This is a genomic window from Xenorhabdus innexi (assembly GCF_002632485.1).
Lineage (GTDB): Bacteria > Pseudomonadota > Gammaproteobacteria > Enterobacterales > Enterobacteriaceae > Xenorhabdus > Xenorhabdus innexi.
On the sequence record NZ_NIBU01000047.1, the window covers coordinates 1 to 25,347 of the forward strand.

Genomic DNA, 25,347 nt, shown 5'->3' on the forward strand with positions numbered 1-25,347 from the left:
ACCTGCTCCAAAAGGCGTGGTCGGAAACGTATTTTTGGCTGGAAAAAGCACAAGAATATTTATGCCAGAACGCGTTCAAAACACCACAAAGAAAATCATGTAAAAACAAAACATTGGATGCGTGTTTTGAAAGGCTTAATTCTTAAGATCCTGTCTATGAAACCATATATATAAAAATTTTATTGAGCCTATTCTTAATTTTTTGTTTAAATACAAAATACCTATATCAATAAATAATAGGCTGATATTTATATTTCAACTAAGTAATAATTAATCGGAATAAAATCATGGGTAATTATTGATTTTTGGGCTTTTGGGGATTTTATTAGGGCCACTTTTATGAAGTGGTCATATAAATTTCCGATTATTTACAAATTCAAAGGTGGTTTTTTTAATTTTATTACACTGGGTTTATCAAAATAATTTATGATTCTTATTGGTTTATATAATGATATTACATTTAAGTTGTGATAAATGTTAAATAACAAGAATTATTGTAGTTTGAAAAACAAAAGGATAATAAATGATTTGTAAACATGATTTATTTAATAATAAATTTTTCAGTTAAGTAAGTTTATTTTTATCATACTCTGCTATTATTAGACTACAGCTATTGGGGCGGGGTTGATTATGAGAAAGTTGTTAGTAATTTGTTTGTTGGGTTTTACATTAACAGGGTGTGATAAACAGCTTAAAATTGATGGAACGAATGAAATAGCTGTAAAAACATCCATTGAAAAAATCAGGGACACCTTACCTGAAGATAAGAAATTAAAATTTGATGATGCATTGAATATTGTCATGATTCATAGTATCGATTTTGATGAATTGTTTAAGAATAACCAGCACGGAAATATAAAATTTGAAGCCATGGAAAGTCTGGAAAAAAACTTTTACCAATCATTGAATGGAAAAACAGCTGATCAGATCATTAATGAAGCAGAAAAAATTAAGCAAAACAAGAAAGCGCCCTGATTCCGGGGCATTTTAATTGTTATTGAGGTTTATCCGGTTTACTTGTTTCCAGAAGAGTCAATCGTTCCCCACATTGTCGGCAGACATAGCAGCTTTTCCCTTTGAGCACCTTATTATGTTGTCTGACGCTTAATTCATGCTGCTGGCAGTGACAACAATAGATGAACATCTTGCTGCAAACGGATTGTACTGAAAATTGATGGGTTCTGTTGGCAGATACTTTAAATACAGTTTCCATAATATAACGCCACTCCTTACCGTGAGGAGCGACCTTACCAAACTGATGGTAAACCAATAAATGAGCTAATTCGTGGGGGATGACCTCATCAATAAACGATTGTTCGTTTTCAATGAGCAGAATAGGGTTAAGACGAATTTCCCAATCCTGCAAGCGAGCACTTCCTGCAATTGTCCCCCTTTGCCGGTAGGTTACACAGGGTTCAGGAAAAGTTTGTTCAAGGAACTCACTTGCCTGCATCATTTTTTGTCGCAAAGTGCGCATAACTGCTTGTTGTAATGGAAGCGGAACTTTAACGAATTTCATAAACAGCGATAATTCTGTATTAGATTAATTTGAAGAGTAATTTAACATGAGTAGTAATTGAACATGAATAGTAACTTAATATGAAAAAGCCCGCTTGTTATGGGCGGGCTTTTGAAAGTAGAGGATTATTTCAATCCGGCCGCATCACGTAGGATCGCAGCTTTATCGGTTGCTTCCCACGGGAATTGTTCACGACCAAAATGACCGTATGCTGCAGTATCACGATAAATTGGATGCAGTAGATCCAGCATTTTGATCAGGCCATAAGGGCGCAGATCGAAGAACTCGCGTACTAACTGAACCAGGGTTGATGTCGGCACTTTTTCAGTTCCGAAGGTTTCAACCATGATAGAAGTTGGTTCTGCAACACCGATAGCGTAAGACACCTGAATCTCACAGCGATCAGCCAGACCAGCGGCAACGATATTTTTAGCTACGTAACGTGCAGCGTAAGCCGCAGAACGGTCAACTTTGGATGGGTCTTTTCCTGAGAATGCTCCACCGCCGTGGCGTGCCATACCACCGTATGTATCAACAATAATTTTACGTCCTGTCAGACCACAGTCACCCATCGGGCCACCAATCACGAAACGGCCTGTTGGATTGATAAAATATTTGGTCATCGGAGTGAGCCACTCTGCTGGTAAAACAGGTTTGATGATCTCATCCATAACTGCTTCTTGCAGCTCTTTCTGACCAATTTCTTCTGAATGCTGAGTAGAAAGGACAATAGCATCAATACCGACAATTTTGCCGCTGTCATACTGGAATGTAACCTGACTTTTAGCATCCGGGCGTAGCCATGGCAACGTTTTGTTCTTACGCACATATGCCTGACGCTCAACCAGACGGTGAGCATAAGTAACAGGTGCTGGCATAAGAACATCGGTTTCATTGGTTGCATAACCAAACATCAATCCCTGATCACCAGCTCCTTGTTCCAGAGGGTCTGCTCGGTCTACACCCTGATTGATATCAGGTGATTGCTTACCAATCGCACTGATTACTGCACAGGAATTAGCATCAAAGCCCATTTCTGAACTGGTATAGCCAATTTCACGCACTGTATTGCGGGTAATTTCTTCGATATCAACCCAGGCGCTGGTAGTAATTTCACCACCAACCATAACCATACCGGTTTTCACATAAGTTTCGCAGGCTACACGAGCCTTAGGATCTTGTTCTAGGATTGCGTCAAGAACAGCATCGGAAATTTGGTCGGCAATTTTATCTGGATGACCTTCTGAAACAGACTCAGAAGTAAAAAGGTGTGTAGTCATTATATTTGGTTACCTTAAATATAATCTCGGTTTAAGGGTGGATGTTTTACCATCTAGACGGCTAGTCTAAGTCACAATAACTAAATATACCAGTTTTTTTGGTTTTAAATAGTTTTTGTTGTATGACATTTTGAATTTCTTATCTGTCATTTCCTGAAATGTTTAGTTTGATGATATCCACCGTCTTTCAGGTTATCTCTATTATACGTTTTGTACGTCGCGGGCTGGATCAATTCATGCTCTTACACTTCCAATATCAGCCCCAATTCAAATCAACAAAAGTCACTATTTTCTGTATTTTCAAATTGTTATTTTATTGTATTTATTTATTTAATCAGACAAATAGTGATGACAGCGACTTATATTCATAAGAGATTGTTTACTTTCTATAAGGTAACGATGGAGATTTATCGGATAAACTTATCTATATCTGTTAAGTATCAATAAATTTCATTTTGCAATTTTGTTAGATTACAGGTATAAACAGCGCCCGTAACTGATAGGTTTTTTGCACTTCAAGTTATAGGCGTTTGCAGGGTACGTTTTATGCGTGTTCTGCGTCTCATCAATTGAGAAACGGCTTTTATAATGAAAAGCCATGTGGGGTAAATGGGGTTATGAACCATTATTTGCTGATTGTTAACGACCAACAGCCACATTATGCCACTGATGTATCCGCATCTTGTTCCTCTCATATCAATATGAATTCATTCCGATGTTACCTGAAACATTCGAGTAGACAGGTCGCTTCGGACAGAAGCCATATTACCAAACAGTAAATATACATATTGTTTAGCTCCCTCTAAACGTTTCTATAATTTAAGAGCATGCTATTCCCTGACATTTATTCATGCGCAAGATACGCACACTAAATATAGTGTCTTGGGTTATTGACCACAGGTGAAGGCAAACCTCTACTCCATGAAGGAGACTGCCATGAATGATAATATCGCCCGTAAAATGCGCCAGACTTACAATATCGCATACTGGAGCGGCAACTATTACTACGTCAATGATCTAGGTAATGTCAGTGTTTGTCCAAATCCTGATTTGCCGAAAGCTCAGGTTGAGCTTGTCGATCTGGTCAAGAAAGTGCAGAAAGAGAAGAAAGAGAAGAAACAGTTGCAGTTGCCCGCACTGTTTTGTTTCCCTCAGATCCTGCAACATCGTTTGCGCTCCATTAATGCGGCTTTTCAGCGTGCGCGTGAATCCTATGGTTATAAGGGTGACTATTTTCTGGTTTATCCGATTAAGGTGAATCAGCAGCGCCGCGTGATTGAATCGTTGGCTAATTCTGGGGAACCTGTCGGTCTGGAAGCTGGCTCAAAGGCTGAGCTGATGGCGGTATTGGCTCATGCAGGTATGACAAGAACGGTTATTGTCTGTAATGGCTATAAAGATCGTGAGTATATCCGTCTGGCACTGATCGGTGAAAAACTGGGGCACAAAGTGTATCTGGTCATCGAGAAAATGTCTGAAATTGCAATGGTATTGGAAGAAGCAGAGCGTATTAATGTCGTCCCGCGTCTTGGTGTACGGGCACGCCTTGCTTCACAGGGGGCAGGTAAATGGCAGTCCAGCGGTGGTGAAAAATCCAAATTTGGTCTGGCAGCAGCACAGGTTCTGCAATTGGTTGAAACTCTTCGTTCAGCCGGAAAACTGGACAGCTTACAATTACTCCATTTCCATCTGGGTTCTCAGTTGGCGAATATCCGTGATATAGCAACAGGCGTGCGTGAATCTGCCCGTTTTTATGTCGAGCTGCATAAATTGGGTGTTAACATTCAGTGCTTTGATGTGGGCGGAGGATTGGGAGTGGATTATGAAGGCACACGTTCCCAGTCAGAATGCTCCGTTAACTATGGCCTGAATGAATACGCGAACAATGTTATTTGGGGAATTGGGGATGCCTGTGAGGAAAACGGTCTGCCGCATCCGACGGTGATCACAGAATCCGGTCGTGCATTGACGGCCCATCATACCGTTTTAATCTCCAATGTTATTGGCGTAGAGCGTAATGAGTTCACCGAGACAACGCCACCGGCAGAAGATGCCGCACGTCCTCTGACGAGCCTGTGGAATACATGGCAGGAAATGCAGACAGATGGCTATAAGCGGTCTTTACGTGAATGGCTGCATGACAGTCAGTTTGATCTGTACGATGTTCATACCCAGTATGCTCACGGAATTTTGAGTCTGTCTGAACGCGCCTGGGCGGAAGAATTATACTTAAATATCTGCCGCCGCACTCAGCAGGATCTTGATCCAAGTAACCGCGCCCATCGTCCGATCATTGATGAATTACAGGAGCGAATGGCAGATAAACTCTACGTGAACTTTTCCCTGTTTCAGTCCATGCCGGATGCTTGGGGGATCGATCAGTTATTCCCGGTTCTGCCACTTGAGGGACTGGATAAGCCATTGGATCGTCGTGCTGTCCTGCTGGATATCACTTGTGACTCTGACGGCATCATTGATCATTATATTGAAGGTGATGGTGTGGCGACAACAATGCCAATGCCTGCCTATGATCCGGAAACTCCCCCACTGATCGGCTTCTTTATGGTCGGTGCTTATCAGGAAATTCTGGGTAATATGCATAACCTGTTTGGTGATACTGCGGCTGTTGATGTCTACGTGGCAGAAAATGGTGAAGTGACTTATCAGCAGAGTGAAGAGGGGGATACGGTAGCTAATATGCTTCAATATGTAAAACTGGAGCCTCAGGTACTATTGACCCGCTTCCGTGATCAGGTGAAATCGACTGATTTGGATGAAAATCTACAGGAGCAGTTCCTGCAAGAGTTTGAAAGTGGTCTGTACGGTTACACTTATTTAGAAGACGAGTAATTTAATTAATTGAGAAGCGCATTGAGGCGCTTCTCAATCCATTTTATGATAATCAACTGAGTAATCGCTTATTTGAACAAGAAGTTAAACTAATTTAATTTCTATGTGGTTTAACTCCTTTCCTTAATTATTCTTTTTATTTTTTCTTTCTGATAATTACCGTGTTTATTTAACCTAACCTCTTTAAAAGAGTAGCAAGAAAAAATGATGTCCAATACTATATGCTCCATATTGGTGAGTGTGAGCCACTATTTGTTTTTTGATGTTAATATATTGTTTTTAAATGAAATTTAAAAATAAGACTTCTTGTGAAGTTAGCGTAATGTAATCAAGTCCCGTGTTCATTAAACATGAGGCTTTCGAGGATATATTATGAATATTAGTTCCTTAGGAAACCAAATCGATAACTCTCTGGTTTCAAACGCCTTTGGCTTCCTACGCTTCCCGTTGAATTTTCAGCCTTATTCCAGTGATGCGGAGTGGGTTATTACAGGAGTACCTTTTGATATGGCGACATCCGGCCGGGCGGGTAGTCGCCACGGGCCAGCCGCGATTCGTCAGGTATCGACAAATCTGGCCTGGGAAAGCAGCCGCTGGCCGTGGAACTTCAGCCTGCGTAAGCGTCTGAATGTCGTTGATTGTGGTGATCTGGTATTCAATTTTGGTGATGCTCAGGATATGAGCGACAAACTACAGGCTCATGCTGAGAAAGTGCTGGCATCAGGCAAAAAAATGCTGACTTTGGGTGGGGATCATTTTGTCACACTACCGTTGTTGCGTGCCCATGCAAAGCATTTCGGTAAAATGGCTCTGGTGCATTTTGATGCTCATACCGATACTTATCCAAACGGCAGCAAGTTTGATCATGGGACGATGTTTTACCATGCGCCAAACGAGGGACTGATCGATCCGGCACATTCTGTCCAGATTGGTATTCGCACTGAACACGATACAGACAATGATTTCACAGTGTTAGATGCTGGGCAGGTTAATGATCGCAGCGTTGATGATGTTGTCGAGCAGATCAAATCTGTTGTCGGCGATCTGCCTGTGTACCTGACTTTTGATATTGACTGCCTTGATCCGGCATTTGCACCCGGTACGGGGACGCCGGTGATCGGTGGTTTAACTTCAGATCGCGCACTGAAAATTTTGCGGGCTCTGCAACCGCTGAATATTGTTGGTATGGATGTGGTGGAAGTTGCTCCGTCTTATGATCAATCGGAAATTACTGCGCTGGCGGCAGCTACAATCGGGCTGGAGTTATTATATTTGCAGGCATCAAAAAAACCGGCCTGATATATTCAGTTATAAATAAACGCTGCTTGAAAGCTCGCTCTGATGGCGGGCTTTTTCTGAGCCTTTATATACACAATGGATTTCAAGCTGCGTCGCGGCGGCAAGGGAGCAAGTCCCGGGAGCATAGATAACTATGTGACTGGGGTGACTGGGATGAGTGAGCACAGCCAACAAAGAGGCAGCTTGAAAGACGAAGTGTATACAGATAAAAAGTATCCCCCAAACGTACTTATTGTTGCCAAATTGGAACAATCGCGCAAAAACCTCGCTTAATCTTGCAGCATAGAAAAACTGCGTTAGGATGTTTTAAAAGGCATTCCTATGAGGATATAAGCATGATAATCACTTCAACTGAATTTAAGAATAATGATTTCCTGAGCAAAGAGCAGGAATTCAATGAGTTTGGTGGTAACGGTGGTAATCGCTCACCTGAGCTTGCCTGGGCAGATGCACCTGCCGGAACAAAAAGTTTTGCCATCACGGTTTATGATCCTGATGCCCCAACGGGTAGTGGTTTTTGGCATTGGGTAGCGTTTGATATTCCGCTGGAAATACAGGCTCTGGCCGCAGATGCAGGGCGGAGTGATAGCAGTAAATTACCGGCTGGCACAATTCAGAGCAAAAATGATTACGGGCAGTTTGGTTTTGGAGGGGCTTGTCCACCTGAGGGAGATAAAGCGCATCGCTATATTTTCACGGTACATGCCATGTCAGTAGAAAAACTGGGTATTGGTTCTGAAACAACAAATGCGGTTGCGCGTTTTATGATCCACGCCAATAGCCTGGCAACCGCCACAATTACCGGTTATTACCAGCGTTAACTGACTCATCGTTTTTCGGTTTAAGGTCTTCAGTTTTTAAAAAAGGGTATCTATTTATGAGCAGCAAAGCTTTTTCTTCTCCCAAAAAAGTTGAATGGAATCAAGGATTACAACAGGAAGCAGTAGAGATCCTCTCTAATGATGGCGGAATGATTGTCTGTCCGACTAAAGTGGGTTACATCATTATGACATCCGATGCAAAGGGGCTGGAGCGCAAATTTGAGGCCAAGCAGCGCAATCGCAATAAGCCCGGCGTCGTATTGTGCGGATCTCTGGAACAATTGAAAGAGCTGGCTCAGCTTAACCCGGAAATTGAAGAGCTTTACCAGAAACACTGGGATGACGATGTGCTGTTGGGCTGTATTTTGCCGTGGAAAGAAGAAGCTGTTGCGCGTATTCCTGACGATGGTTCTAAAGAGCTGATGATGGATGGTCGTGGAACGAGCTGTTTTGTCATTAAATTTGGTAAACCCGGCGAGATTCTGGCAAAAGCACTGTGGGAAGAATACGGTAAATTCTCTTTTGCCAGTTCAGCTAATCCGTCAGGCAAAGGTAATCGGGGTCTGGTTGAGTGTATTGGTGAGCGGATTGAAGAGCGTGCAGACCTGATTATTTCTGCGAATGATTATGTGAAATCTATCCAGCCGAATGAGACTGAACAGACCCGTTATGAACAGGGTGTGATGATTTCAATGGTCGATGACAGCGGTAAATTAGTACCAGAGCAGAATGGTCAGCGCGATATTACACCGTGCCCGATATTGATCCGCAAAGGTCTGGATGTGCATAAAATCATGGTGATCATGTCTGATATTTTTACGACATGGGATTACCGCCACGGCAACTATTATTGATAATTTCTGCGGGTGCGGTACCGTACCCGCTCAAATTACGGCTAATAAAACCGGAAGAAACTAATTCTGTCCGATTAGTCACTTTGGCTTTGGCAAAAATATTACGCAGATGTGTTTTCACGGTAGAAAGGGAAATTCTGAGTTGTAATGCGATGCGTTTATTACTGGCCCCTTCTCTGACTAACTGAATAATTTCCTGCTCTTTTGCGGTGAATGCAATTTGTGAGTCAGGCAAAATATCAAAAGTCATCAATTCAGCCACAGGAATAATGGTATTAAGCCGCATTATCTCCTGATGCCGGAATGGATAATCTCTCAGAACTGAAAGACCGGAGAGAATTTTACTCCCACGGCGGATAAAAATTTCGACCCTATCTGTTAATTTATTGGACTGCATAAAATCGTGGTAAAACGCTTGACCACTCTCTTTCATATTGTCATTCATGCTGACAAGACGCTGTTCATTATTTATGAAATTTTTCGGATGCAGAGGATCTGACTGAGTGAAAGACTCTAAATATACCTGATACATATCAGGTGTGATGCCATACAGAATATGATGCTCAGGCTGCCACTCTTCATTAACAAGATAATAAACAGCGGCAGACACAGGAATAATGTGAGCAATTGTATTCAGGCAGCAATTAATCAGAGTCTGTTGATGGTGGTTGAACGGGGATGTATTCATTAACGATACCTGTCTGATCCAGTTATGAATTCATCATGGCTTTTCTGATTTCTAATACAAAATATACATGTTAATAATGTGAGATTGATTGCATTATTAAAAACTTATTTTTTGAGATTTTGGCTGCTTTTAAGCTGACTTTGCACATCCTGCTTCTATTTTGTTAACATATTAACTTGATGTTTTTTCATTATCGACTGATATTTCTTGAGTTATGGTATTTTTTATCTTTTTCTTCGGTACTTTTCGGCAAAAACCGGTATGAGATACCTCTTTTGGGTGTCGTTCTTTAGAATGATGGCAACACTTTTCCCCTTATCCCTATAGTTAAATCACAGTCACCTTTTGTTTACAAAAACTCACAATCAAATCGGCTGTATTTCAGGGTAAAAGAGGGGAAGAAAAATGAATATGTCCTCAAAATTAACATCACATATTGAGAAGGGGAAGGTTGGTTTTCCGACAACACTTGCCAGCTCTGTTGGTGTGATTATGGCAAGTCCGGTCATTTTAACTGTAACCAGTGGGTTCGGGATTGGTGGCGATACATTCGCTCTGGCTGTACTTCTCAGCTTTATCGTGATGCAGGCACAGTTAACGACTTTTTCTGAAGCCGCCGCGATTTTGCCTACTTCCGGATCAGTCTATGATTATATTTCTTGTGGTATGGGGCGCTTCTGGGCAATAACCGGGGCACTTTCTGCCTATTTGATTGTGCATGTTTTTGCCGGAACTGCGGAAACCATTCTTTCCGGCATTATGGCATTGGTTAACTTTGAAAGCCTCAATAGCGTGATGGAGAACAATAACGCTTCCTGGATGGTTGGAGTAGGGTTGGTGATCACCTTCGGTCTGCTGAATGCGTTTGGGATTGAGGCATTCAGTAAAGTGGAAATTGTACTGACGTTTGCCATGTGGAGTACGTTGGTGATTTTTAGTCTGTGTGGCCTGCTGATGCCATTTCACACTTCAGTTGATGGCTGGTTTGGTCAGGCGCTGAATGTCTCTGATCCGACAATGGTATTAAGCCTGGTCGGGATGGCGATGTTTATGTTCATGGGCTGCGAGCTGGTCACGCCAATGGCACCGGAAATTAAAAATTCGGCAAAAGTTATTCCACGGGCAATGACAATCGGGTTGTGTGGTGTGGCGTTCTGTATGTTTATGTACGGCGCAGCCATGACGCATCAGGTGGAAAACGTCATTGTTGATCCGGTCAATAATGTCAGTTTACTGGAAACGCCAATGGCAATTCCGGCATTTGCCGGTCAGGTCATGGGTGATTTTGGGAAATACTGGATTGGTTTTGGCCTGCTGCTGGCAGGGGCGGCCACAATTAATACGCTGATGGCAGCCGTTCCCCGTATTTTATACGGCATGGCACTTGATGGTACTTTGCCCCGTATTTTTACTTATCTGCATCCAAGGTTCAAAACACCAATATTCGGCATTTTTGTGGCTGTTTTGATCCCCTGTGTCCATGCTTTTGCTATTCAGGGTGATCTGAACCGCATTATGCCGCTGGTACTGGCTGCGGTCTGTTCTTGGGGAACCGCTTATCTGTTAGTTACCATTTCCGTCATCCTGCTGCGTATTCGTCGTCCTGATCTACATCGTGCCTATAAATCTCCGTTTTTCCCGCTACCGCAGATTATTTCCAGTGTAGGGATTATCATCGCTCTTATATACATTACGCCACCGGGAATGGATAAAGCGGATGTTTATATTCCGTTTATGGTAATGCTTGGCTTAACAGCATCTTACGCACTGGTATGGACGATATTTGTTCAGAAAGTAAATCCGTTTAAACCTGTCGCAGTGGAAGAGGTTTTGTCTAAAACGTTCTCTGAAACTGAATTGAAGGAGATTAAACTTGAGCCATTACGCAGCCTCCGCTAAATCTTCTTTCTGGCAGAAAATCAATAAACAGCGCTTGCCTGCCGGTTATCAGGCAGGCCTGACACTTAATCGGCTGGAGCGTGATCTCCAGCCATATCATTGTGAGAGGAATAAGCCGGAAGAACTGATTGTCAGGCCTGAAGAACAGTTGGCAATATGCATCACCGAAAGGGTAAAAAAACTGTTTATGGCATTTATTGTTTATACGCGGTTTTCTGTTTCCGGCGTGATAAGTCTGCCTTTGAATGCCGATATACAGGTAAAAACGGGGGGAAGTCTGCGTAAAAAGCAGATACGATTCTTTTCAAAACAGGAAGACGGATTGAAATTGATTGAACAATTGGAACAATATCCGGTGATTCGACAGACGTTAGCAGAGCTGGATTTCCGGCTATGCAGCCTGCAAATCAGGGAGGGGAAATGGCATTGCGAAATTGAGCATTTTGCTGCTTCTGAAGTTGTCAGCCGACTTCCGGCGACTCGCCGTTATCTGCGTTTAACACCAGAGCAGCGTTATCGTTTACTCAGTATGTTGCATCTGGTTAATCAGCTTATGCTGCAAAGTATTGGCAAAAAGCCTCACACGTGAAGAAAGCGTTTCTTCGGATTTAAACAAGATCCAGGATCGATAGATATCCATGTCCCATTCGGGAAGAAGCCTTACCAGCTTTCCGGCGGCAACGGATTCATGAGTAATATAATCCGGCAGGTAAGCAATACCGGCTCCCGCCAGCGCTGAGCTCATCAATGCTACACTATTATTGATGCGAAAACGGCTGCGCACTTCAATATCAAATTTATTTCTTTCCTTTTTAAACGGAAGAGAGATGGTGTGGGCAGGGCCGCGAAACAGCAGGTAATCATAGCGGGGGAGATCTTCCGGTTTTTCTATAGGGGAAAACTGGCTGATGTAATCCGGCGTGGCATAAAGCCCCCAAGTGATATCAATAAGGGGCATCACCAGTGGATGATCCGGCGTTTCTCGTCCTACCACAACGGCGATATCACACTGATCTTTTTCCATGTTAATGATCCGGTCGGTCAGTTCCAGATCGACACTGACATGGATATTTCCGGCAACAAAATTGTTCAGAGCAGGAACAATACACTGGCTGCCGAAGGATACCGGTGCAATCAGGCGCAGGCTTCCCATCGGTTCTTCATGGAAATTACGGATAAAACGTTCGGCGTTCTTGGCTTCATTCAGAATACGCTGACAATATTGGTAATAACTCATTCCGACTTCTGTCACCTGAATTTTGCGTGTGGTTCGGTTGAGTAACTGAGTTCCCAGCCTGACCTCTAATTGGGCGATTTCACGACTGACGGAAGATTTGGAAAGCCTTAATGATTTTGCCGCATCGGTAAAACTTAATGTTTCCACGACGCGGGCAAAAATCACCATTGAGCTGAGATTCTCAATATTATTCATAAAGTAACCTGATGATTTCCCCCGAAAAACCATAACATATCACAGGTTCTGCGAAGAAAGGCGCTATTTCCGGTAAGAAATTTTTCATTTAACGAACGACTGTTCCATGACAGAAACAGTGAACCGAACGATGGTATTTTGTCACAATAAGGAGTAATTATTTTATAACAATAACAATCTATACCTTATGGATTTCAAGATGCGTCGCGGCGGCAAGGGAGTAAATCCCCGGGAGCATAGATAACTATGTGACCGGGGTGAGCGAGCGCAGCCAACAAAGAAGCAACTTGAAAGACGACGGGTATATTCTTTTTCGGCATGTCTAATCTAAATATTCTGGAGGGCAATGTGAGATGAACCAAACTATGACACAAAAAATTCTCGCGCGGGCGAGTGGACGTAAACAGGTCACACCGGGCGAAGTGGTTTGGGCAAAAGTGGATATCCTGATGTCTCACGACCCTTGTGCCCCCGGTGTAGCCAGTGTATTTAAAAAAGAGTTCGGTCAGGATGCCAAAATATGGGACCCGACCCGCTTTATCATGATCCCCGACCATTTTGTTTACTCCGCTGATCCGCAGGCCAATCAGAATATACGGATGATGCGTGAATTTGCTGCGGAGCAGAACGTTAAATATTTCTATGATGTCGGAACGCCTAATTATAAAGGTGTCTGTCATATCGGATTGGCTGAGGGAGGCCATACCCGCCCCGGAGAAGTTCTGTTGGGGACAGATTCTCACACCGTGACAGCCGGTGCTTTCGGAACATTTGCGATTGGGCTGGGGATTACTGATGCTGCCTATGCTATCGGGACTGGGGAAATCCCGCTCAAAGTGCCGAGTACTATTCGTGTCAACTTTACCGGCACTAAGCCCGCTCATGTTCTGGCTAAAGATATGATTCTGGCGGTATTGTCAGAGCTGACCGTGGACGGAGCGACCTATCAGGCGATTGAATTCGGCGGTAATGTCACCGATGAATTATCTGTCGAAGAACGTATGACGATTTGTAATATGGTCGTTGAGTGTGGTGCTAAAAATGGCATTATGGTACCGAATCAGGCAACGCTTGATTATCTGGCAGAGCGGAATGAACTCCCTTTTGAGATTGTTTACCCCGATGAAGATGCTGAATATAGCCGTGTGGTAAATATCGATGTTTCAGATATGCAGCCGAAAATCGCTAAACCACACTCTCCGGATAATGTGGTGTCCATTGAAAAAGTTGCCAATGTTGCTATTTCTCAGGCCTATATCGGTTCCTGTACAGGGGGCAAGCTTGAGGATTTTGTCGCCGCTGCCCGTATTATAAAAGGCCATAAAGTTAAAATTCCGACTTACGCAGTGCCTGCAACAAAAGAAGTATTCCATAAAACCATCACAACTCAGATTGAAGGCGTTTCCGTTTATCAGATTTTAACCGATGCGGGAGTAAAGCTTTCTGCTGAAGCTGGATGTGCAGCCTGCTGCGGTGGCCCACAGGATACGTTTGGTCGCGTTAATGATCCGATATCAGTGATATCCACGACCAACCGTAATTTTGTCGGCAGAATGGGGCATAAACGCGCGAATATTTACCTCGCTTCACCGTACTCTGTTGCAGCGGCAGCGATTACTGGCCAGATCACTAATCCGGGAGAATTTTTATGAGCAAGGAAAATATCATTCGTGGTCAGGTTTATGTTCTGGAGGACAATATTGATACTGACCAGATTCTGGCCGGGGAATATATCAAAATAAATCCTTCTTCACCTGAGGGTTATGCTCAGTTGGCCTCACTGGCGATGTGCGGATTACCGGAAGGAGCACTGCCTTTTATCGATGAAGAAAAGGGTAAGGCGAAATATCCGATTATTGTGGCAGGGCAGAATTTTGGCTGTGGTTCTTCTCGTGAGCATGCTGTCGTGGCTCTGGGAGCTTCTGGTGTAAAAGCCGTTCTAGCTCAGTCTTATGCCCGTATCTTCTTTCGTAATTGTGTTTCCACCGGTGAAGTATTGCCTGTTGCTGCCCAGAAGCGTTTGTGTGACAAGTTAGTTACCGGTGACAGCATTGAGATTGATATTGAGAATCAGACGGTAACTCTGCTGGAAAGTGCTGAAAAATACCCGACCGACCCTGTTGGTGAACTGGCCAATATTGTGGCTGCTGGTGGACTATTTTCTTATGCGCGGGCAACTGGTCGCATAAAATAATCATGCAACGTAAAATCTGCCAGCAAATGATAGGCTGGCAGTTTTTTTACTGACAGTTTTTACCCTACGATATAGGTCAATAACTGTTGCTGCGGCATCAGAACAAAATTTCCCTGAAACAAAGAACCCGCCTGATAATCATCAGAAAGTGTTTGTAGTAATTTTATGGTCACAGTGTGATGAACGCAGTCAATTTCCACAATTTCTGCTGCATGAAAATCGAAAAAGCGCTTCACATGAGGGTAAAGTGCTTTGTAAAGACTCTCTTTAATAGAAAAGGCCAGGGTGAATGCCTGAATAAAAGTCAGCGGAGACTTTGCAAGTAATTCCGCCTCTGTTTCATTAATAATGCTGGCTGAAACACTGTCGATAGTTTCCTGCTTGATCTCTTTTTCGATATCAATACCGACCAGTTGATATTTATCATTTGAGGCCGCGAAAACAATAGCACAATTGGTTGAATGAGATATAGAGCCACAGATATTTTCAGGCCAGATAGGAGAGCGATCCTGTGCTGATGCCACCTGAAATTCAGGGTATCCCATATTATTTAATATCTGGCAGGCACAGTAACGGGCAGCCAGATACTCCGACCGCCGTTTAGTGACAGCATTCTGCAATCGTTCAGGATAAACAATGCCATACTCAGTAAATAAATCATCCCGATAGCTGCCTTGAGTAAAATAAGTCAGCATAATCTGGATATCAGGATGCTCTGATAATAAGCCCCTTTGTATCGCGGTGAAAAAAGGCTCATTGGTGGTAATCGTTGTCTGTACAGGGATAAAGGTAATTTCTTTCATTGTTTTTAGTCAGAAATGATCGTTATTCAGAAATGTTGATAAATTGTCTTTAACCAATTTTGCCATATAGTCATCGTAATTGAATATGAAGTGGTACACCAATTTTAGTCACAAGAGCCTTCCGCAGCATTTTCCCACCACTAATTTATCGAAAAACAACGTATTGCGTCCTGAGTTAGCCAATTTATCGGAAACAATATGAGTTAGATTTAAATCTTGTACCCGAATGTTATGGCCTGCGTTGCTATCAGGCGGGATGCCTATTACATAACGTTCGACCATCTCAGGGAGACACATCATGTCAATAAAGAAGAACATCGATAAATTGCAGAAAGGGCAAGCCCTTATTCAGCAGGGACAAGCGGCGGTTCAGAAAGCAAAACAGGTTGCCGGTAAATTGGGTAGTGGTGCGTCAGGCTTAACTTCGGGGGGAGGTTTTGCGGGTGGGAAAAAGTTGGCAGCGCGTGCAGTCGGGGGGCAGAGTACAGCCACTAAAGCGCTGGAAAAAGCGGCTCAGATACTGATGGGCGGGCGTGACCCGAGTGGCCTGCAATTCACCCTGACCGCAGGGGGCTTATTGCCGCAGACGTTTGTGGTGACGGATTTCACCCTGAACGAAAGTTTTTCCCAGCCGTTCAGCCTGAGTGTGGGACTGGCGAGTGCCGACCCGGCTATCGACTTTCCGGCTGTACTGGATCGCACCGCCACGCTGACTATTCTGCAAAACGGTATCGAGCAACGCAGCATCACGGGTGTCGTTTCTCGCTTTGAGCAGGGTAACACCGGATTGCACCAAACCACTTACCAGATGATTATCCGGCCTGACCTGTGGCGCACGACCCTGAGACAGAACTCGCGCATTTTCCAGCAGCAGGATATCGCCACCATCATCACGACCATTCTGAAAGAACACAATATCCGTGATGTGATCTTCAGCCTGCGCCATCCTCATCCGGCGCGGGAATTCTGTGTCCAGTATCAGGAAAGTGACTTTGCCTTCCTGCAACGGTTAACGGCAGAAGAAGGCATTTTCTACTTTTTCGAATGCAGTAACGGACGCAACACGCTGGTCTTCGCCGACGACTGCGGCTCTGTGCCACCGGGCATGATGATCCCGTATCAGCCCGGAGAAGCCAGTACGCTGGGAGAACCAGCCATCAGCAGCCTGACCTACAGCGCACAGGTGCGACCGGCGCAGGTGCAACTGAAAGATTACACCTTTAAGAACCCAGCGTGGCCAGCCGAATTTCACCAGCAGATGCGGGATGAAAACCTGCAACAACTGTACTACGAGCACTACGACTACCCCGGTCGTTTCAAAGATGAGGCGCATGGCAAAGATTTTACCCGCTACCGTCTTGAGGCATTACGCAGCGATGCCGTCATGGGGCAAGGCAGCGGCAATGCGATCGCCCTGCAACCGGGCAAACTGTTTATTTTGGGTAATCATCCCCGCATAGACCTGAATCAGTCATGGCAGACCGTCTCTGCCAGCCACAGCGGCAGCCAGCCGGGTGCGCTGGAGACAGCAACCGGCGGCAGCGGCACCACGCTGCACAGCCACTTCTACTTTATCCGCCAGAACCAGAACTGGCGTCCGGCACCGTTGCCCAAACCGGTGATGGATGGCCCACAAATCGCTAAAGTGGTTGGCCCAGCGGGGGAAGAAATCTTCTGTGACCAGTACGGACGCGTGCGTCTGCAATTCCCGTGGGATAGATACGGTAAGAGTGATGACCACAGCTCCTGCTGGATACGGGTCAGCCAGCCTTGGGCCGGTCAGGGCTGGGGAATGCTGGCTATCCCACGTATCGGGCAGGAAGTGGTGGTGGATTTTCTGCACGGCGACCCTGACCAGCCAATAGTAACCGGACGGACTTACCATGCCAGCAATATCCCGCCGGGTGCCTTGCCGGGCAGCAAAACCCAGATGGCATTCCGCTCCAAAACCCACAAGGGTGAAGGCTACAACGAATTGCTGTTTGAAGATGCCAAAGGCAGCGAACGGCTTTCCCTGCACGCCCAAAAAGATATGCAGACCAAAGTGCTCAATAACCGGGATACGCAGGTACTGGCCAATCACACCGAAACCGTGGATAAAAATCAAACCATCAGGGTCAAAGGGCATCAGAATGCCACCATTGACCTCACGCGGACAGAAACGGTCGGCCTCGCCTATGCCCTGACCGTCGGGGGAGCGATGAATACGGGTGTAGCCCTGAGCCAAACCGAACAGGTGGGCGCCCACAAATCCGTGGTCGTCGGCAATACCTTGTCCATCAAAGCCGGGGATGTGATTGAGCTGCAATGTGGTGCAAGCGTTCTGCGTATGGACAGCAGCGGCAAAATCACGATTCAGGGTAGTGAGTTCAAGTTTGAGGCCAGTGGTCCGGTGCAAATCACTGGTAAAGATATCGACCTGAACTAAGGAAGACAGACTGAGATGGAATTTCGTAACCTGACCCCCTTTGCAGTGATGAACTATTCCATGCTGGATGTGGAAGATGTGGAGCACCATGTCGCCGTAATGAAAATCGGCTACCAGCTCCTGCCTGCCGGACAAGGAGAATACAGTGCTGAACTCCTGCCCGCGCCGCCGCTGTGTTTACAGGATGAATACCGTGGGCGGATGAATGCCTCTCAGGTATTACAGGAAAGTGACCTTGCGCCGTTTAAACCGCGCTGTGACGTGATTGTCAACGGTACGGCTTATGCGCCGGATAATCGGCCCTGCACTAAATTTCCTGTCCGGTTGCAGGTCAGGAGCAAGCAGGGGCAGACCCTGCTCGACAAAACCCTGACCGTCACTGGTGAGCAGGAATTTATCCGTGATACTGACGGTCACTGGCAACTGACTGACCCGAAACCATTTGCAACACTGCCGCTGGATTACCGCTACGCCTTTGGCGGTGAATGCAAAATTCAGGCAGATGATAAAGCCGGTGCTCAGCTTAAGGAAAATGACCGGCTGACACCGGAACAGCGCCAGCAACACCCAGACGGCGAAAAAGCCCCGATTGCACACGCCGCCTGTGAAAGCAACCCGCTGGGGATGGGATTTATCACGCCGTGGTATGCACAGGCCAAACAAATCACCCGCTACCCTGCCCCGCGCATTACCTGCCCCAATGTGCCGTTCACGGCGCAGCATTTTGCTGCTCAACTGAGCGGAACGTTATCACCCGATACCCCCGCCTGCCAGCCACAAGGCATGGGTTTTATCGGCCGTCCGTGGCTGCCCCGCCGCCAGCTGGCCGGGACTTACGATGCGGACTGGTTAGAGCATCGTCATCCCTACTTGCCGAAAGATTTTGATTTTGGCTACTGGAACGGTGCACCGGCTGACCAGCAAATTGACTGGCCGGACACGGATATTGCCATCACGTTAAGCGGCCTGACACCGAATGGTGAACTGCATATCAACTTGCCGGGACACCGTCCGTTTATTCTGCTGCGGATGCAAAATGGCATTTTGCTACCGGTGCCGATGCGTATGGACACGTTAATTATCGACAGCGAGGCAAGAACGTTGCATATGACCTGCCGCCTGAATTTCAAAACATCCTTACCGGTGCGGGTCGCTGAAGCGCGGTTTGAAATCAACCCGGATGCCCCGTTACTCAAAATGGCTCCACTGGAAGAGGAGAAAAAGGATGGCTGATAACTATATCGCCCGTACCGCAGGCGAATGGCTGATAGTCGGCATGTTACCCGACGTGTGCAAAACCCCGATTGGCCCGATAACCCCGCCGATCCCGTATCCGGTCATTGCCAAACTGGCAGACAGTTCCGTACCGACGAAAAGTGTGCGCGCCAATGGCCAGCCGGTAGTGGTGTTTGCCCAGAGCTTTGTGCCGTCGACACTCGGTGATCAGGCAGGTGTGGCCAATGGCATCAAAAGTGGCACGGTGGGGGCAAAGTGCCATCCCAAAGCCCATACAAAAACCGTCCGGGCAGGCAATAAACTGGTACTGCGCCACGGGGATGAATTCTGGATGAATGGGGCATAAGGAAAAAGCGATGACAGTCATAATTGAGATTACGGGATATAATGCCAAGGCATTTTGCGAAAATTTCACCATTCATACGCAAGAAAGAGCCGAAAAGGCCCTCAAATATTCGGACAATATCTTCCCCTTCAGTGAGGTGGGTGGCCCAAATACATCATGGACACCTGAGGAATTCAAGCGGGTTGTACAAGACGCGGTAGATAAATTCAAAAGCGGGGAGTTTCCACTGAAGGAGTGGGAAGAGGAAAAAGAAAAAAAAGAAGAAGACGAGCATCCCAAGCCCAATGATGCCCTTCCCGCCCCAGTTCGAGATGATAGCCCGACCGGTGAAGGCAACACGTTAGGAAAAATCGTCGCACAAGCCCCATCGGCGCAAGTGCCGGTGACAGAAGCCAATACCATACCTAAAGCAGAAACACCGGAAGAAAAAGGTTGGTGGGAAAAAGCATGGGAAGCCACAAAAGAAGCCAAAGACGACGTTGTTGATTGGGCACAGGAGAAGGCCATTAATCATGTTGAAGGGATGAAAAATCCGGTTGAGCGGGCTAAAGGACATGCAAAAGGTGCCTATAACATCGTGGTTGACACGGTAGAATCCTATATCCAAGGGGCTTATTTTGAAAGTGCCAAAGACTCGGAAGAGACCGCCCGATGGCTTGAAATATATGGTGAAACAGAAAAAGCAAAGACGGTACGTGAAGTCGCAGACATTCAGAAAAAGCAAAGCGGGAAATTTAACCTGAATGACTGGAAAGCAACCGCCAGCAACCGAGCACAAGCAGCAGGAATATTTGAGGTCGAGGTTCTCGATATAATTGGTTTGCCTTCTGGGAAGACTAATGTTATCAGGAAAAGCACAACTGAATTAGCTGCTGCGGCCAAACAAGTCGATACTGCAGCAAACAAAATTGAAAAAAAAGTACTTACTGAGGAAGGCAAAGTAGCAGAAGGTGCCAGAATCGAAGGGCAATCGTCGAACACTGTCACGCCTTCACAAAACAATTCCCAAAACACGGGACAGGATTCAGTAACCAACAAATCCAACAACAAGGAAGGAAGCTGTAATGGAACCTGTGGTACACAAGGCGAACCTGTCGATGTGGCTACCGGTGACTTTCTGCAAGTCTGGCCGGTTATTGCCATTCCTGGGCTGTTGCCCATCACCCTGACCCGTACGTATCGCTCTACCTCTAAATACAACGGCCTGTTCGGTCCGAAATGGGCGGATGACTGGTCACGTCAGTTGGAATTGATCGATAGTAAGGTGAATTTCACTGATGCGGATGGGGTAATTTACGATTTCAGCACACCGGATAATACGGTATTAGCCCGTAACCAGCATATTCCTCATTACTTGCTGATCGGTGAACTGAATAGTGAATTACAACTGACTGATCGCCAGTCCCAGCTCAGCTACCATTTTAACCATGCTGTCGGCAAGATCCGCAAACTGTCCGCGATCACTGATCGCCGACAAAACACAATCCAGTTTATCTATGATAAACAGTCGCAACTGATTGAAGTCAGGCGCACTGACGGTTTCCGGCTGGTGTTGGACTATCAGGATCAGCAGCTTCAAACCGTAGATTACTTTGAACATAAAAAACAACAGCGGCTGGTGACTTGCCAATATAATCCACAGGGGTATCTGAGTGAATGCGAAGTATTCCAGCATCACCATTTGTGGCATGAATATGACGCGCATGGACGGATGATCCGCTGGCATGATACCGATCAAACGGATGTCCATCTTACCTACGATGAACGCGGGCGGGCACTAACCACGACCACAGCCAACGGTTACTGGAATGATCGTTTCCGTTATGACGATCAAGCCCGTATTACAACCTATCTGGATGCGGAAGGGGGAGAAAGCCACTACCACTATGATCATAACGGGCTGGTGGTTCGTGAAGTTGATCCGCTGGGCCGTATCACCCGTCGTCAATGGCGTCACAGTCAGATAGTCTGGGAATCCGACCCGCTAGGGCGAATTACCACCTTTGACTACAATCATGATGGTGCCCTGACCGAGATGGTGTTGCCTACGGGTGAGACTTTTGTTTACGGTTATGATGAACACGGACAACTAACGGAAAGTGTGTTGCCCACCGGTGAACGCTGGCAATGGCACTATGACGAACAGGGCAACCTGACCGCGCTGACCAACCCGCTTGGTCATCGGGAAGAATACCAATACGGTACTCATGGCGAATTACGCCAGCGTTTGTTACCGGATGGTCGCCAATGGCACTATGCCTATGACGCGCAACAACGATTGGCGGCGGTGATGACCCCCGATGGGCAGACAACGGGCCTGCAACTGGATGAACTGGGCCGCCTGCGTCAAATCACCGATGCGCTGAAACAACAGACTCACTACCGTTACAGTGATGCCCATGGCAGCCTGACCGAAGTTGAATTGCCAGATGGCGTCACCCAGAAACTGGAATATGACAGTGAACGGCGCGTGGTGGCTGTCACTGACGGGGAAGGCCGAACTACCCGTTATCAATATGGTGCTTTTGATCTGCTCAATCAGGTTACCCGACCGGATGGCACTACTCTCCATTTTGGCTATGACCGTCTGACCCGCCTCAGAACAGTAACTGCCTCCACCGGTGAAACTTATCGTTATGAGCGGGATGCGGGTGGTCAGATAATTCGGGAAACCGATTTCACCGGACGTACCGTTGATTATCAATACGATAAACTGGGACGCCGAATTCAGGCACAATATCCTGATGGCCAACAATTACGCTGGTATTACTCTGCCGCCGACTTGCTGGTCAAACAAGAAAGTTGGCAGCCAGAAGAAGAGCTGCTGGTGCTTAAAGCCACCACCACCTACGAATACAACAAACGTCATCAACTGGTTAAAGCCGTCAATGACGATGCGGTGGTGGAATATGAGTATGACAAAACCACGGGGCTGCCCACCTGTGAGCGTATCAACGGACGGGAAATCATTCGTGAATGGGATAACCTGACCGGACGCCCGATCAATGAAAGTATTGATGGGAATGTCCTGCACTTTGGCTATAACCAAACAGGTGCACTGAACCATTTTCAGCTTAACCAGCATACACCGTTGACCTTCCAGCATGATGCATTGGGAAGGGAAACCGTACGCGAAAGTGCTAACGGGTTTATCCTTGCCAGCCGTTACACCGCGACCGGCCTGCTGGCACATCAGTCGGCAGGGCAGGCCACTCAGTTTTTCAGGGAAACACTGGCACAAAATGACCCGCATTTTCCACCGCAAGCCTCTGCGGTTAACCGAAGCTGGCAATATGACCGTGCTCACAATGTGCGGGTGATTGATGACAGCCGCTGGGGGCAAACGCGATATCACTACAACACTAATGACCAGATACTTCATACTTTGTTTGATGGTACGCGACCGTATGAAGAGCAGTTCCGTTATGATGCTAATGGCAACCTGAGCCAGCACCTGCCTGTAGATGCGCGGGGGGCGATGGATAATATTGCCCAGTCCCAGCGTAGCGGACGGGTCGTACATCGGGGCAATGTCCGTTATGCTTACGATGATAACGGACGGCTGGTCGAAAAAACCGAGCAGCGAGACGGATTCCGCCCGCAGGTGTGGCGCTACCGCTGGGATACACAAAACCAGCTTACCCACTGCGAAACCCCAGACGGATCACGTTGGCACTATCGCTACGATGCTTTCGGGCGGCGTACCCGCAAGCTCAAAGTCCATGATGGTAAACTGGCGGCAGCCAATCTCCAACGTTGGTTGGACGGCAAACCGGACTTAAATATTAAATCGGATGTCATCATGGGGCACGATTACCTGTGGAGCGGTGATCAGCTGATTGAAGAAACACCGGTTTATGCCGATGGTACTCCGGTAGAAGATCAGCGTATCCGCTGGTTATACGAGCCGGGCGCATTGACACCTGCTGCGCGTTTTGAGCGGGGCAAGCTGCATTATGTGGTAAGCGATCATCAAGGCACTCCGCGAGAGATACTCAATGAAAACGGCACGCTGGTCTGGGCTCAGCGGCTGACAACGTGGGGAAAAGCCGAAAAGTCTCAGGTTATTGCGTCCAATGATCCGGATTATCATGTGGGCTGTCATTTCAGGTTCTGCGGGCAGTATGCGGATGAAGAGAGCGGGTTGTATTATAACCGTTTTCGTTACTATAATCCGGAGACGGCGCAGTACATCTCGTCAGACCCGATAGGGCTGCTGGGCGGGGTGAATCCATACGGGTATGTGCATAATCCGACGGGATGGGTCGATCCGTTTGGGTTGGCGGGTGACAATTGCAAGAAATATGCAGCTTCTCTCAAAAAAACGCCTAAAAATAATCCGCCTAAACCACATCAGATTGAGGCAATGAATAAAGCCATTAATGATATTTTGAATGGGAAAGGGATCCCTCGTATTCAACGCAATACAAAAGATACGCAAACTGTTTTTCAAGGTCATGGAGAGGCAGACCAACAAAGATGGAAGGGAGCGTTGGAATGGCAGGTAGTTCCAGGAAATAACGATATGAGAATATTAACGAAAGATTTAGGCAATGGTAAAAAAATGATTGGCTTCACTCATGAGCATTACAAACGAATCTTTGATGTAGTAGTTAAAGAATTAGATTAATATGATAAAAAGGTCCTGAAAATGAGCAGTAAATATAAAATATTCAACACTTCTGAAGAATTAGTGCTTTCATTTAATAAACTGGTTGAATTTTATGATTATAATGGCACAGAAGGAGCTTATTCTTTTGTGTTTTGTGGTGTAGATATAAAATACCTTGACTTATGCAAGAATGAATCTTATTCACTTCAATGTGAGGATTTTGAAGGTAGACTGGATTTTGATTTTATAATCAACAAGTTTAGTGCATGTGAAAACAATTTCTTTCTAAATCTAAATATTTCATCTGGAATGTATGAGGTGGGTGCATTATCTATTTTGGAATTTCAAAATGAGGATGAAAAAAGAATTTGGTTAGATATGAAAGGAAGTTTGAAAAGAAAGTATATATCAGCATGTTATATAAAAAATGGATTCCCAAGAGAGATTAAAAATGAAAAAATAATTATCGAAGGTAAATACATCCAAGACTATTATTCATTTTATTGTGAATTAGGATATGCTCTCTTTGGAAATTATGGATATATAGGTAATAACCTTAATGCGGTATGTGATTTACTAAATGATTTGGTTGAAGAAAATAAAAATATCATTTGGAGTGATAGTGAATTATCATTTAAATCTATTGATAACAGTCTCCCAGAAGGATATTATCAATCTTCATCTGAATATATACTATCATTATTAGAAGATTATTTTAATATAGAATTAAAGTGAATTTTTAATGTATAAATCCCCTTAAGGGCTTATTGATGTTATCGATCTATTGACTTAAATAAAGCCGGAATGATCTTCCGGTTTTATTTTTCCATGTGAAAGGTTAAAACCACCGACTTTAGTCGGTCAGCTTTAGCTGCGATACTCTGTTGCACGAGAGGTGCAATATGGATTACAGATATGGCAGCCACACGGTATTTCAGATTGAGTATCATTTCGTGTGGGTAACGAAATACAGGTACCCAGTACTGATATACCCATCGTAATTGAAGCTGCTTGATTTTTCCTTCCTATCAGATCAAGATTGTGTCCATGAAAATTACCCTGACAAATGCCCAAAAAGAAGCCCTC

At 45.5% G+C, this 25,347-nt stretch carries 19 protein-coding genes and 1 pseudogene; 15 read left to right on the top strand and 5 right to left on the bottom strand.

Annotated features, from left to right (window positions below):
• The first annotated feature begins 630 nt into the window (after positions 1–630).
• Positions 631–975, top strand: a complete 345-nt coding sequence (locus tag Xinn_RS15355; RefSeq protein ID WP_086955495.1) for a DUF6694 family lipoprotein — start codon at positions 631–633, stop codon at positions 973–975.
• A gap of 19 nt (positions 976–994) precedes the next feature.
• Here the strand turns inward: Xinn_RS15355 and Xinn_RS15360 are convergent, their stop codons facing one another.
• Together Xinn_RS15360 and metK are read right to left on the bottom strand one after the other, a co-directional pair.
• On the bottom strand, positions 995–1,519 hold the full coding sequence (locus Xinn_RS15360; RefSeq protein ID WP_086955496.1) for a SprT family zinc-dependent metalloprotease: 525 nt from the start codon (positions 1,517–1,519) through the stop codon (positions 995–997).
• A gap of 125 nt (positions 1,520–1,644) precedes the next feature.
• The gene (gene metK / locus Xinn_RS15365) at positions 1,645–2,799 is read right to left on the bottom strand and encodes a methionine adenosyltransferase (protein ID WP_086955497.1); all 1,155 of its coding nucleotides are present in this window, start codon (positions 2,797–2,799) and stop codon (positions 1,645–1,647) included.
• A gap of 936 nt (positions 2,800–3,735) precedes the next feature.
• On the opposite strand from metK, the gene speA reads away from it, so the two are divergent.
• From speA to Xinn_RS15385, 4 genes are all read left to right on the top strand, one after another.
• Entirely contained in the window at positions 3,736–5,649 is a 1,914-nt protein-coding gene (speA, locus tag Xinn_RS15370; protein ID WP_086955498.1) for a biosynthetic arginine decarboxylase, read from the top strand.
• A gap of 372 nt (positions 5,650–6,021) precedes the next feature.
• On the top strand, positions 6,022–6,948 hold the full coding sequence (gene speB, locus Xinn_RS15375; RefSeq protein ID WP_086955499.1) for an agmatinase: 927 nt from the start codon (positions 6,022–6,024) through the stop codon (positions 6,946–6,948).
• Positions 6,949–7,283: 335 nt separating this feature from the next.
• Positions 7,284–7,769 (top strand): YbhB/YbcL family Raf kinase inhibitor-like protein, encoded by a 486-nt coding sequence (locus tag Xinn_RS15380; protein WP_086955501.1) that lies wholly within the window; start codon positions 7,284–7,286, stop codon positions 7,767–7,769.
• Positions 7,770–7,825: 56 nt separating this feature from the next.
• Positions 7,826–8,623: an L-threonylcarbamoyladenylate synthase gene (locus tag Xinn_RS15385; RefSeq protein WP_086955502.1), complete on the top strand. Its 798-nt coding sequence runs from the start codon at positions 7,826–7,828 to the stop codon at positions 8,621–8,623.
• Here Xinn_RS15385 and Xinn_RS15390 read toward each other — a convergent pair.
• The gene (locus Xinn_RS15390; protein WP_086955503.1) at positions 8,586–9,311 is read right to left on the bottom strand and encodes a response regulator transcription factor; all 726 of its coding nucleotides are present in this window, start codon (positions 9,309–9,311) and stop codon (positions 8,586–8,588) included. The two genes, Xinn_RS15385 and Xinn_RS15390, sit on opposite strands and share 38 nt — an antisense overlap.
• A gap of 405 nt (positions 9,312–9,716) precedes the next feature.
• Between Xinn_RS15390 and Xinn_RS15395 the strand changes: the two genes are divergently transcribed.
• Entirely contained in the window at positions 9,717–11,210 is a 1,494-nt protein-coding gene (locus tag Xinn_RS15395; protein ID WP_086955504.1) for an APC family permease, read from the top strand.
• Entirely contained in the window at positions 11,185–11,799 is a 615-nt protein-coding gene (locus Xinn_RS15400) for a DUF3156 family protein (RefSeq protein ID WP_244590222.1), read from the top strand. The genes Xinn_RS15395 and Xinn_RS15400 overlap by 26 nt, the downstream gene beginning before the upstream one ends.
• On the opposite strand, the gene Xinn_RS15405 is transcribed toward Xinn_RS15400, so the two are convergent.
• Positions 11,731–12,642, bottom strand: a complete 912-nt coding sequence (locus tag Xinn_RS15405) for a LysR family transcriptional regulator (protein WP_086955505.1) — start codon at positions 12,640–12,642, stop codon at positions 11,731–11,733. The genes Xinn_RS15400 and Xinn_RS15405 overlap by 69 nt on opposite strands.
• A gap of 353 nt (positions 12,643–12,995) precedes the next feature.
• On the opposite strand from Xinn_RS15405, the gene Xinn_RS15410 reads away from it, so the two are divergent.
• Together Xinn_RS15410 and Xinn_RS15415 are read left to right on the top strand one after the other, a co-directional pair.
• Positions 12,996–14,294, top strand: a complete 1,299-nt coding sequence (locus Xinn_RS15410) for a 3-isopropylmalate dehydratase large subunit (RefSeq protein ID WP_086955506.1) — start codon at positions 12,996–12,998, stop codon at positions 14,292–14,294.
• Complete coding sequence (locus Xinn_RS15415; RefSeq protein ID WP_086955507.1) at positions 14,291–14,836, top strand: LeuD/DmdB family oxidoreductase small subunit; 546 nt, start codon at positions 14,291–14,293, stop codon at positions 14,834–14,836. The genes Xinn_RS15410 and Xinn_RS15415 overlap by 4 nt, the downstream gene beginning before the upstream one ends.
• A gap of 59 nt (positions 14,837–14,895) precedes the next feature.
• Here Xinn_RS15415 and Xinn_RS15420 read toward each other — a convergent pair whose 3' ends face one another.
• Positions 14,896–15,639: a 4'-phosphopantetheinyl transferase family protein gene (locus tag Xinn_RS15420; RefSeq protein WP_086955508.1), complete on the bottom strand. Its 744-nt coding sequence runs from the start codon at positions 15,637–15,639 to the stop codon at positions 14,896–14,898.
• Positions 15,640–15,937: 298 nt separating this feature from the next.
• On the opposite strand from Xinn_RS15420, the gene Xinn_RS15425 reads away from it, so the two are divergent.
• From Xinn_RS15425 to Xinn_RS15450, 6 genes and pseudogenes are all read left to right on the top strand, one after another.
• A complete protein-coding gene (locus Xinn_RS15425) occupies positions 15,938–18,067 on the top strand; it encodes a type VI secretion system Vgr family protein (protein WP_086955509.1) in 2,130 nt (709 codons plus the stop codon).
• A 15-nt stretch (positions 18,068–18,082) separates the two neighbouring features.
• On the top strand, positions 18,083–19,300 hold the full coding sequence (locus tag Xinn_RS15430) for a DUF2169 family type VI secretion system accessory protein (RefSeq protein ID WP_086955510.1): 1,218 nt from the start codon (positions 18,083–18,085) through the stop codon (positions 19,298–19,300).
• Positions 19,293–19,649, top strand: a complete 357-nt coding sequence (locus tag Xinn_RS15435; protein WP_086955511.1) for a DUF4150 domain-containing protein — start codon at positions 19,293–19,295, stop codon at positions 19,647–19,649. The genes Xinn_RS15430 and Xinn_RS15435 overlap by 8 nt, the downstream gene beginning before the upstream one ends.
• 10 nt (positions 19,650–19,659) lie before the next feature.
• Positions 19,660–24,279, top strand: a complete 4,620-nt coding sequence (locus tag Xinn_RS15440; RefSeq protein WP_099137684.1) for an RHS repeat-associated core domain-containing protein — start codon at positions 19,660–19,662, stop codon at positions 24,277–24,279.
• A 21-nt stretch (positions 24,280–24,300) separates the two neighbouring features.
• Entirely contained in the window at positions 24,301–24,996 is a 696-nt protein-coding gene (locus Xinn_RS15445; RefSeq protein ID WP_086955512.1) for a barstar family protein, read from the top strand.
• A 167-nt stretch (positions 24,997–25,163) separates the two neighbouring features.
• A pseudogene (locus Xinn_RS15450) lies at positions 25,164–25,247 on the top strand (IS200/IS605 family transposase); the annotation flags it as partial.
• Between the last annotated feature and the right edge of the window lie 100 nt (positions 25,248–25,347).

What these genes read in the sequence shown, in the direction of transcription:
- Xinn_RS15390 (WP_086955503.1), bottom strand. Translation starts at nt 9,311, where the DNA reads ATGAATACATCCCCGTTCAACCACCATCAACAGACTCTGATTAATTGC.
- metK (WP_086955497.1), bottom strand. Translation starts at nt 2,799, where the DNA reads ATGACTACACACCTTTTTACTTCTGAGTCTGTTTCAGAAGGTCATCCA.
- Xinn_RS15410 (WP_086955506.1), top strand. Translation starts at nt 12,996, where the DNA reads ATGAACCAAACTATGACACAAAAAATTCTCGCGCGGGCGAGTGGACGT.
- Xinn_RS15430 (WP_086955510.1), top strand. Translation starts at nt 18,083, where the DNA reads ATGGAATTTCGTAACCTGACCCCCTTTGCAGTGATGAACTATTCCATG.
- Xinn_RS15385 (WP_086955502.1), top strand. Translation starts at nt 7,826, where the DNA reads ATGAGCAGCAAAGCTTTTTCTTCTCCCAAAAAAGTTGAATGGAATCAA.
- Xinn_RS15415 (WP_086955507.1), top strand. Translation starts at nt 14,291, where the DNA reads ATGAGCAAGGAAAATATCATTCGTGGTCAGGTTTATGTTCTGGAGGAC.
- Xinn_RS15420 (WP_086955508.1), bottom strand. Translation starts at nt 15,639, where the DNA reads ATGAAAGAAATTACCTTTATCCCTGTACAGACAACGATTACCACCAAT.
- Xinn_RS15355 (WP_086955495.1), top strand. Translation starts at nt 631, where the DNA reads ATGAGAAAGTTGTTAGTAATTTGTTTGTTGGGTTTTACATTAACAGGG.
- speA (WP_086955498.1), top strand. Translation starts at nt 3,736, where the DNA reads ATGAATGATAATATCGCCCGTAAAATGCGCCAGACTTACAATATCGCA.
- Xinn_RS15380 (WP_086955501.1), top strand. Translation starts at nt 7,284, where the DNA reads ATGATAATCACTTCAACTGAATTTAAGAATAATGATTTCCTGAGCAAA.
- Xinn_RS15360 (WP_086955496.1), bottom strand. Translation starts at nt 1,519, where the DNA reads ATGAAATTCGTTAAAGTTCCGCTTCCATTACAACAAGCAGTTATGCGC.
- Xinn_RS15405 (WP_086955505.1), bottom strand. Translation starts at nt 12,642, where the DNA reads ATGAATAATATTGAGAATCTCAGCTCAATGGTGATTTTTGCCCGCGTC.
- speB (WP_086955499.1), top strand. Translation starts at nt 6,022, where the DNA reads ATGAATATTAGTTCCTTAGGAAACCAAATCGATAACTCTCTGGTTTCA.
- Xinn_RS15435 (WP_086955511.1), top strand. Translation starts at nt 19,293, where the DNA reads ATGGCTGATAACTATATCGCCCGTACCGCAGGCGAATGGCTGATAGTC.
- Xinn_RS15445 (WP_086955512.1), top strand. Translation starts at nt 24,301, where the DNA reads ATGAGCAGTAAATATAAAATATTCAACACTTCTGAAGAATTAGTGCTT.
- Xinn_RS15425 (WP_086955509.1), top strand. Translation starts at nt 15,938, where the DNA reads ATGTCAATAAAGAAGAACATCGATAAATTGCAGAAAGGGCAAGCCCTT.
- Xinn_RS15440 (WP_099137684.1), top strand. Translation starts at nt 19,660, where the DNA reads ATGACAGTCATAATTGAGATTACGGGATATAATGCCAAGGCATTTTGC.
- Xinn_RS15395 (WP_086955504.1), top strand. Translation starts at nt 9,717, where the DNA reads ATGAATATGTCCTCAAAATTAACATCACATATTGAGAAGGGGAAGGTT.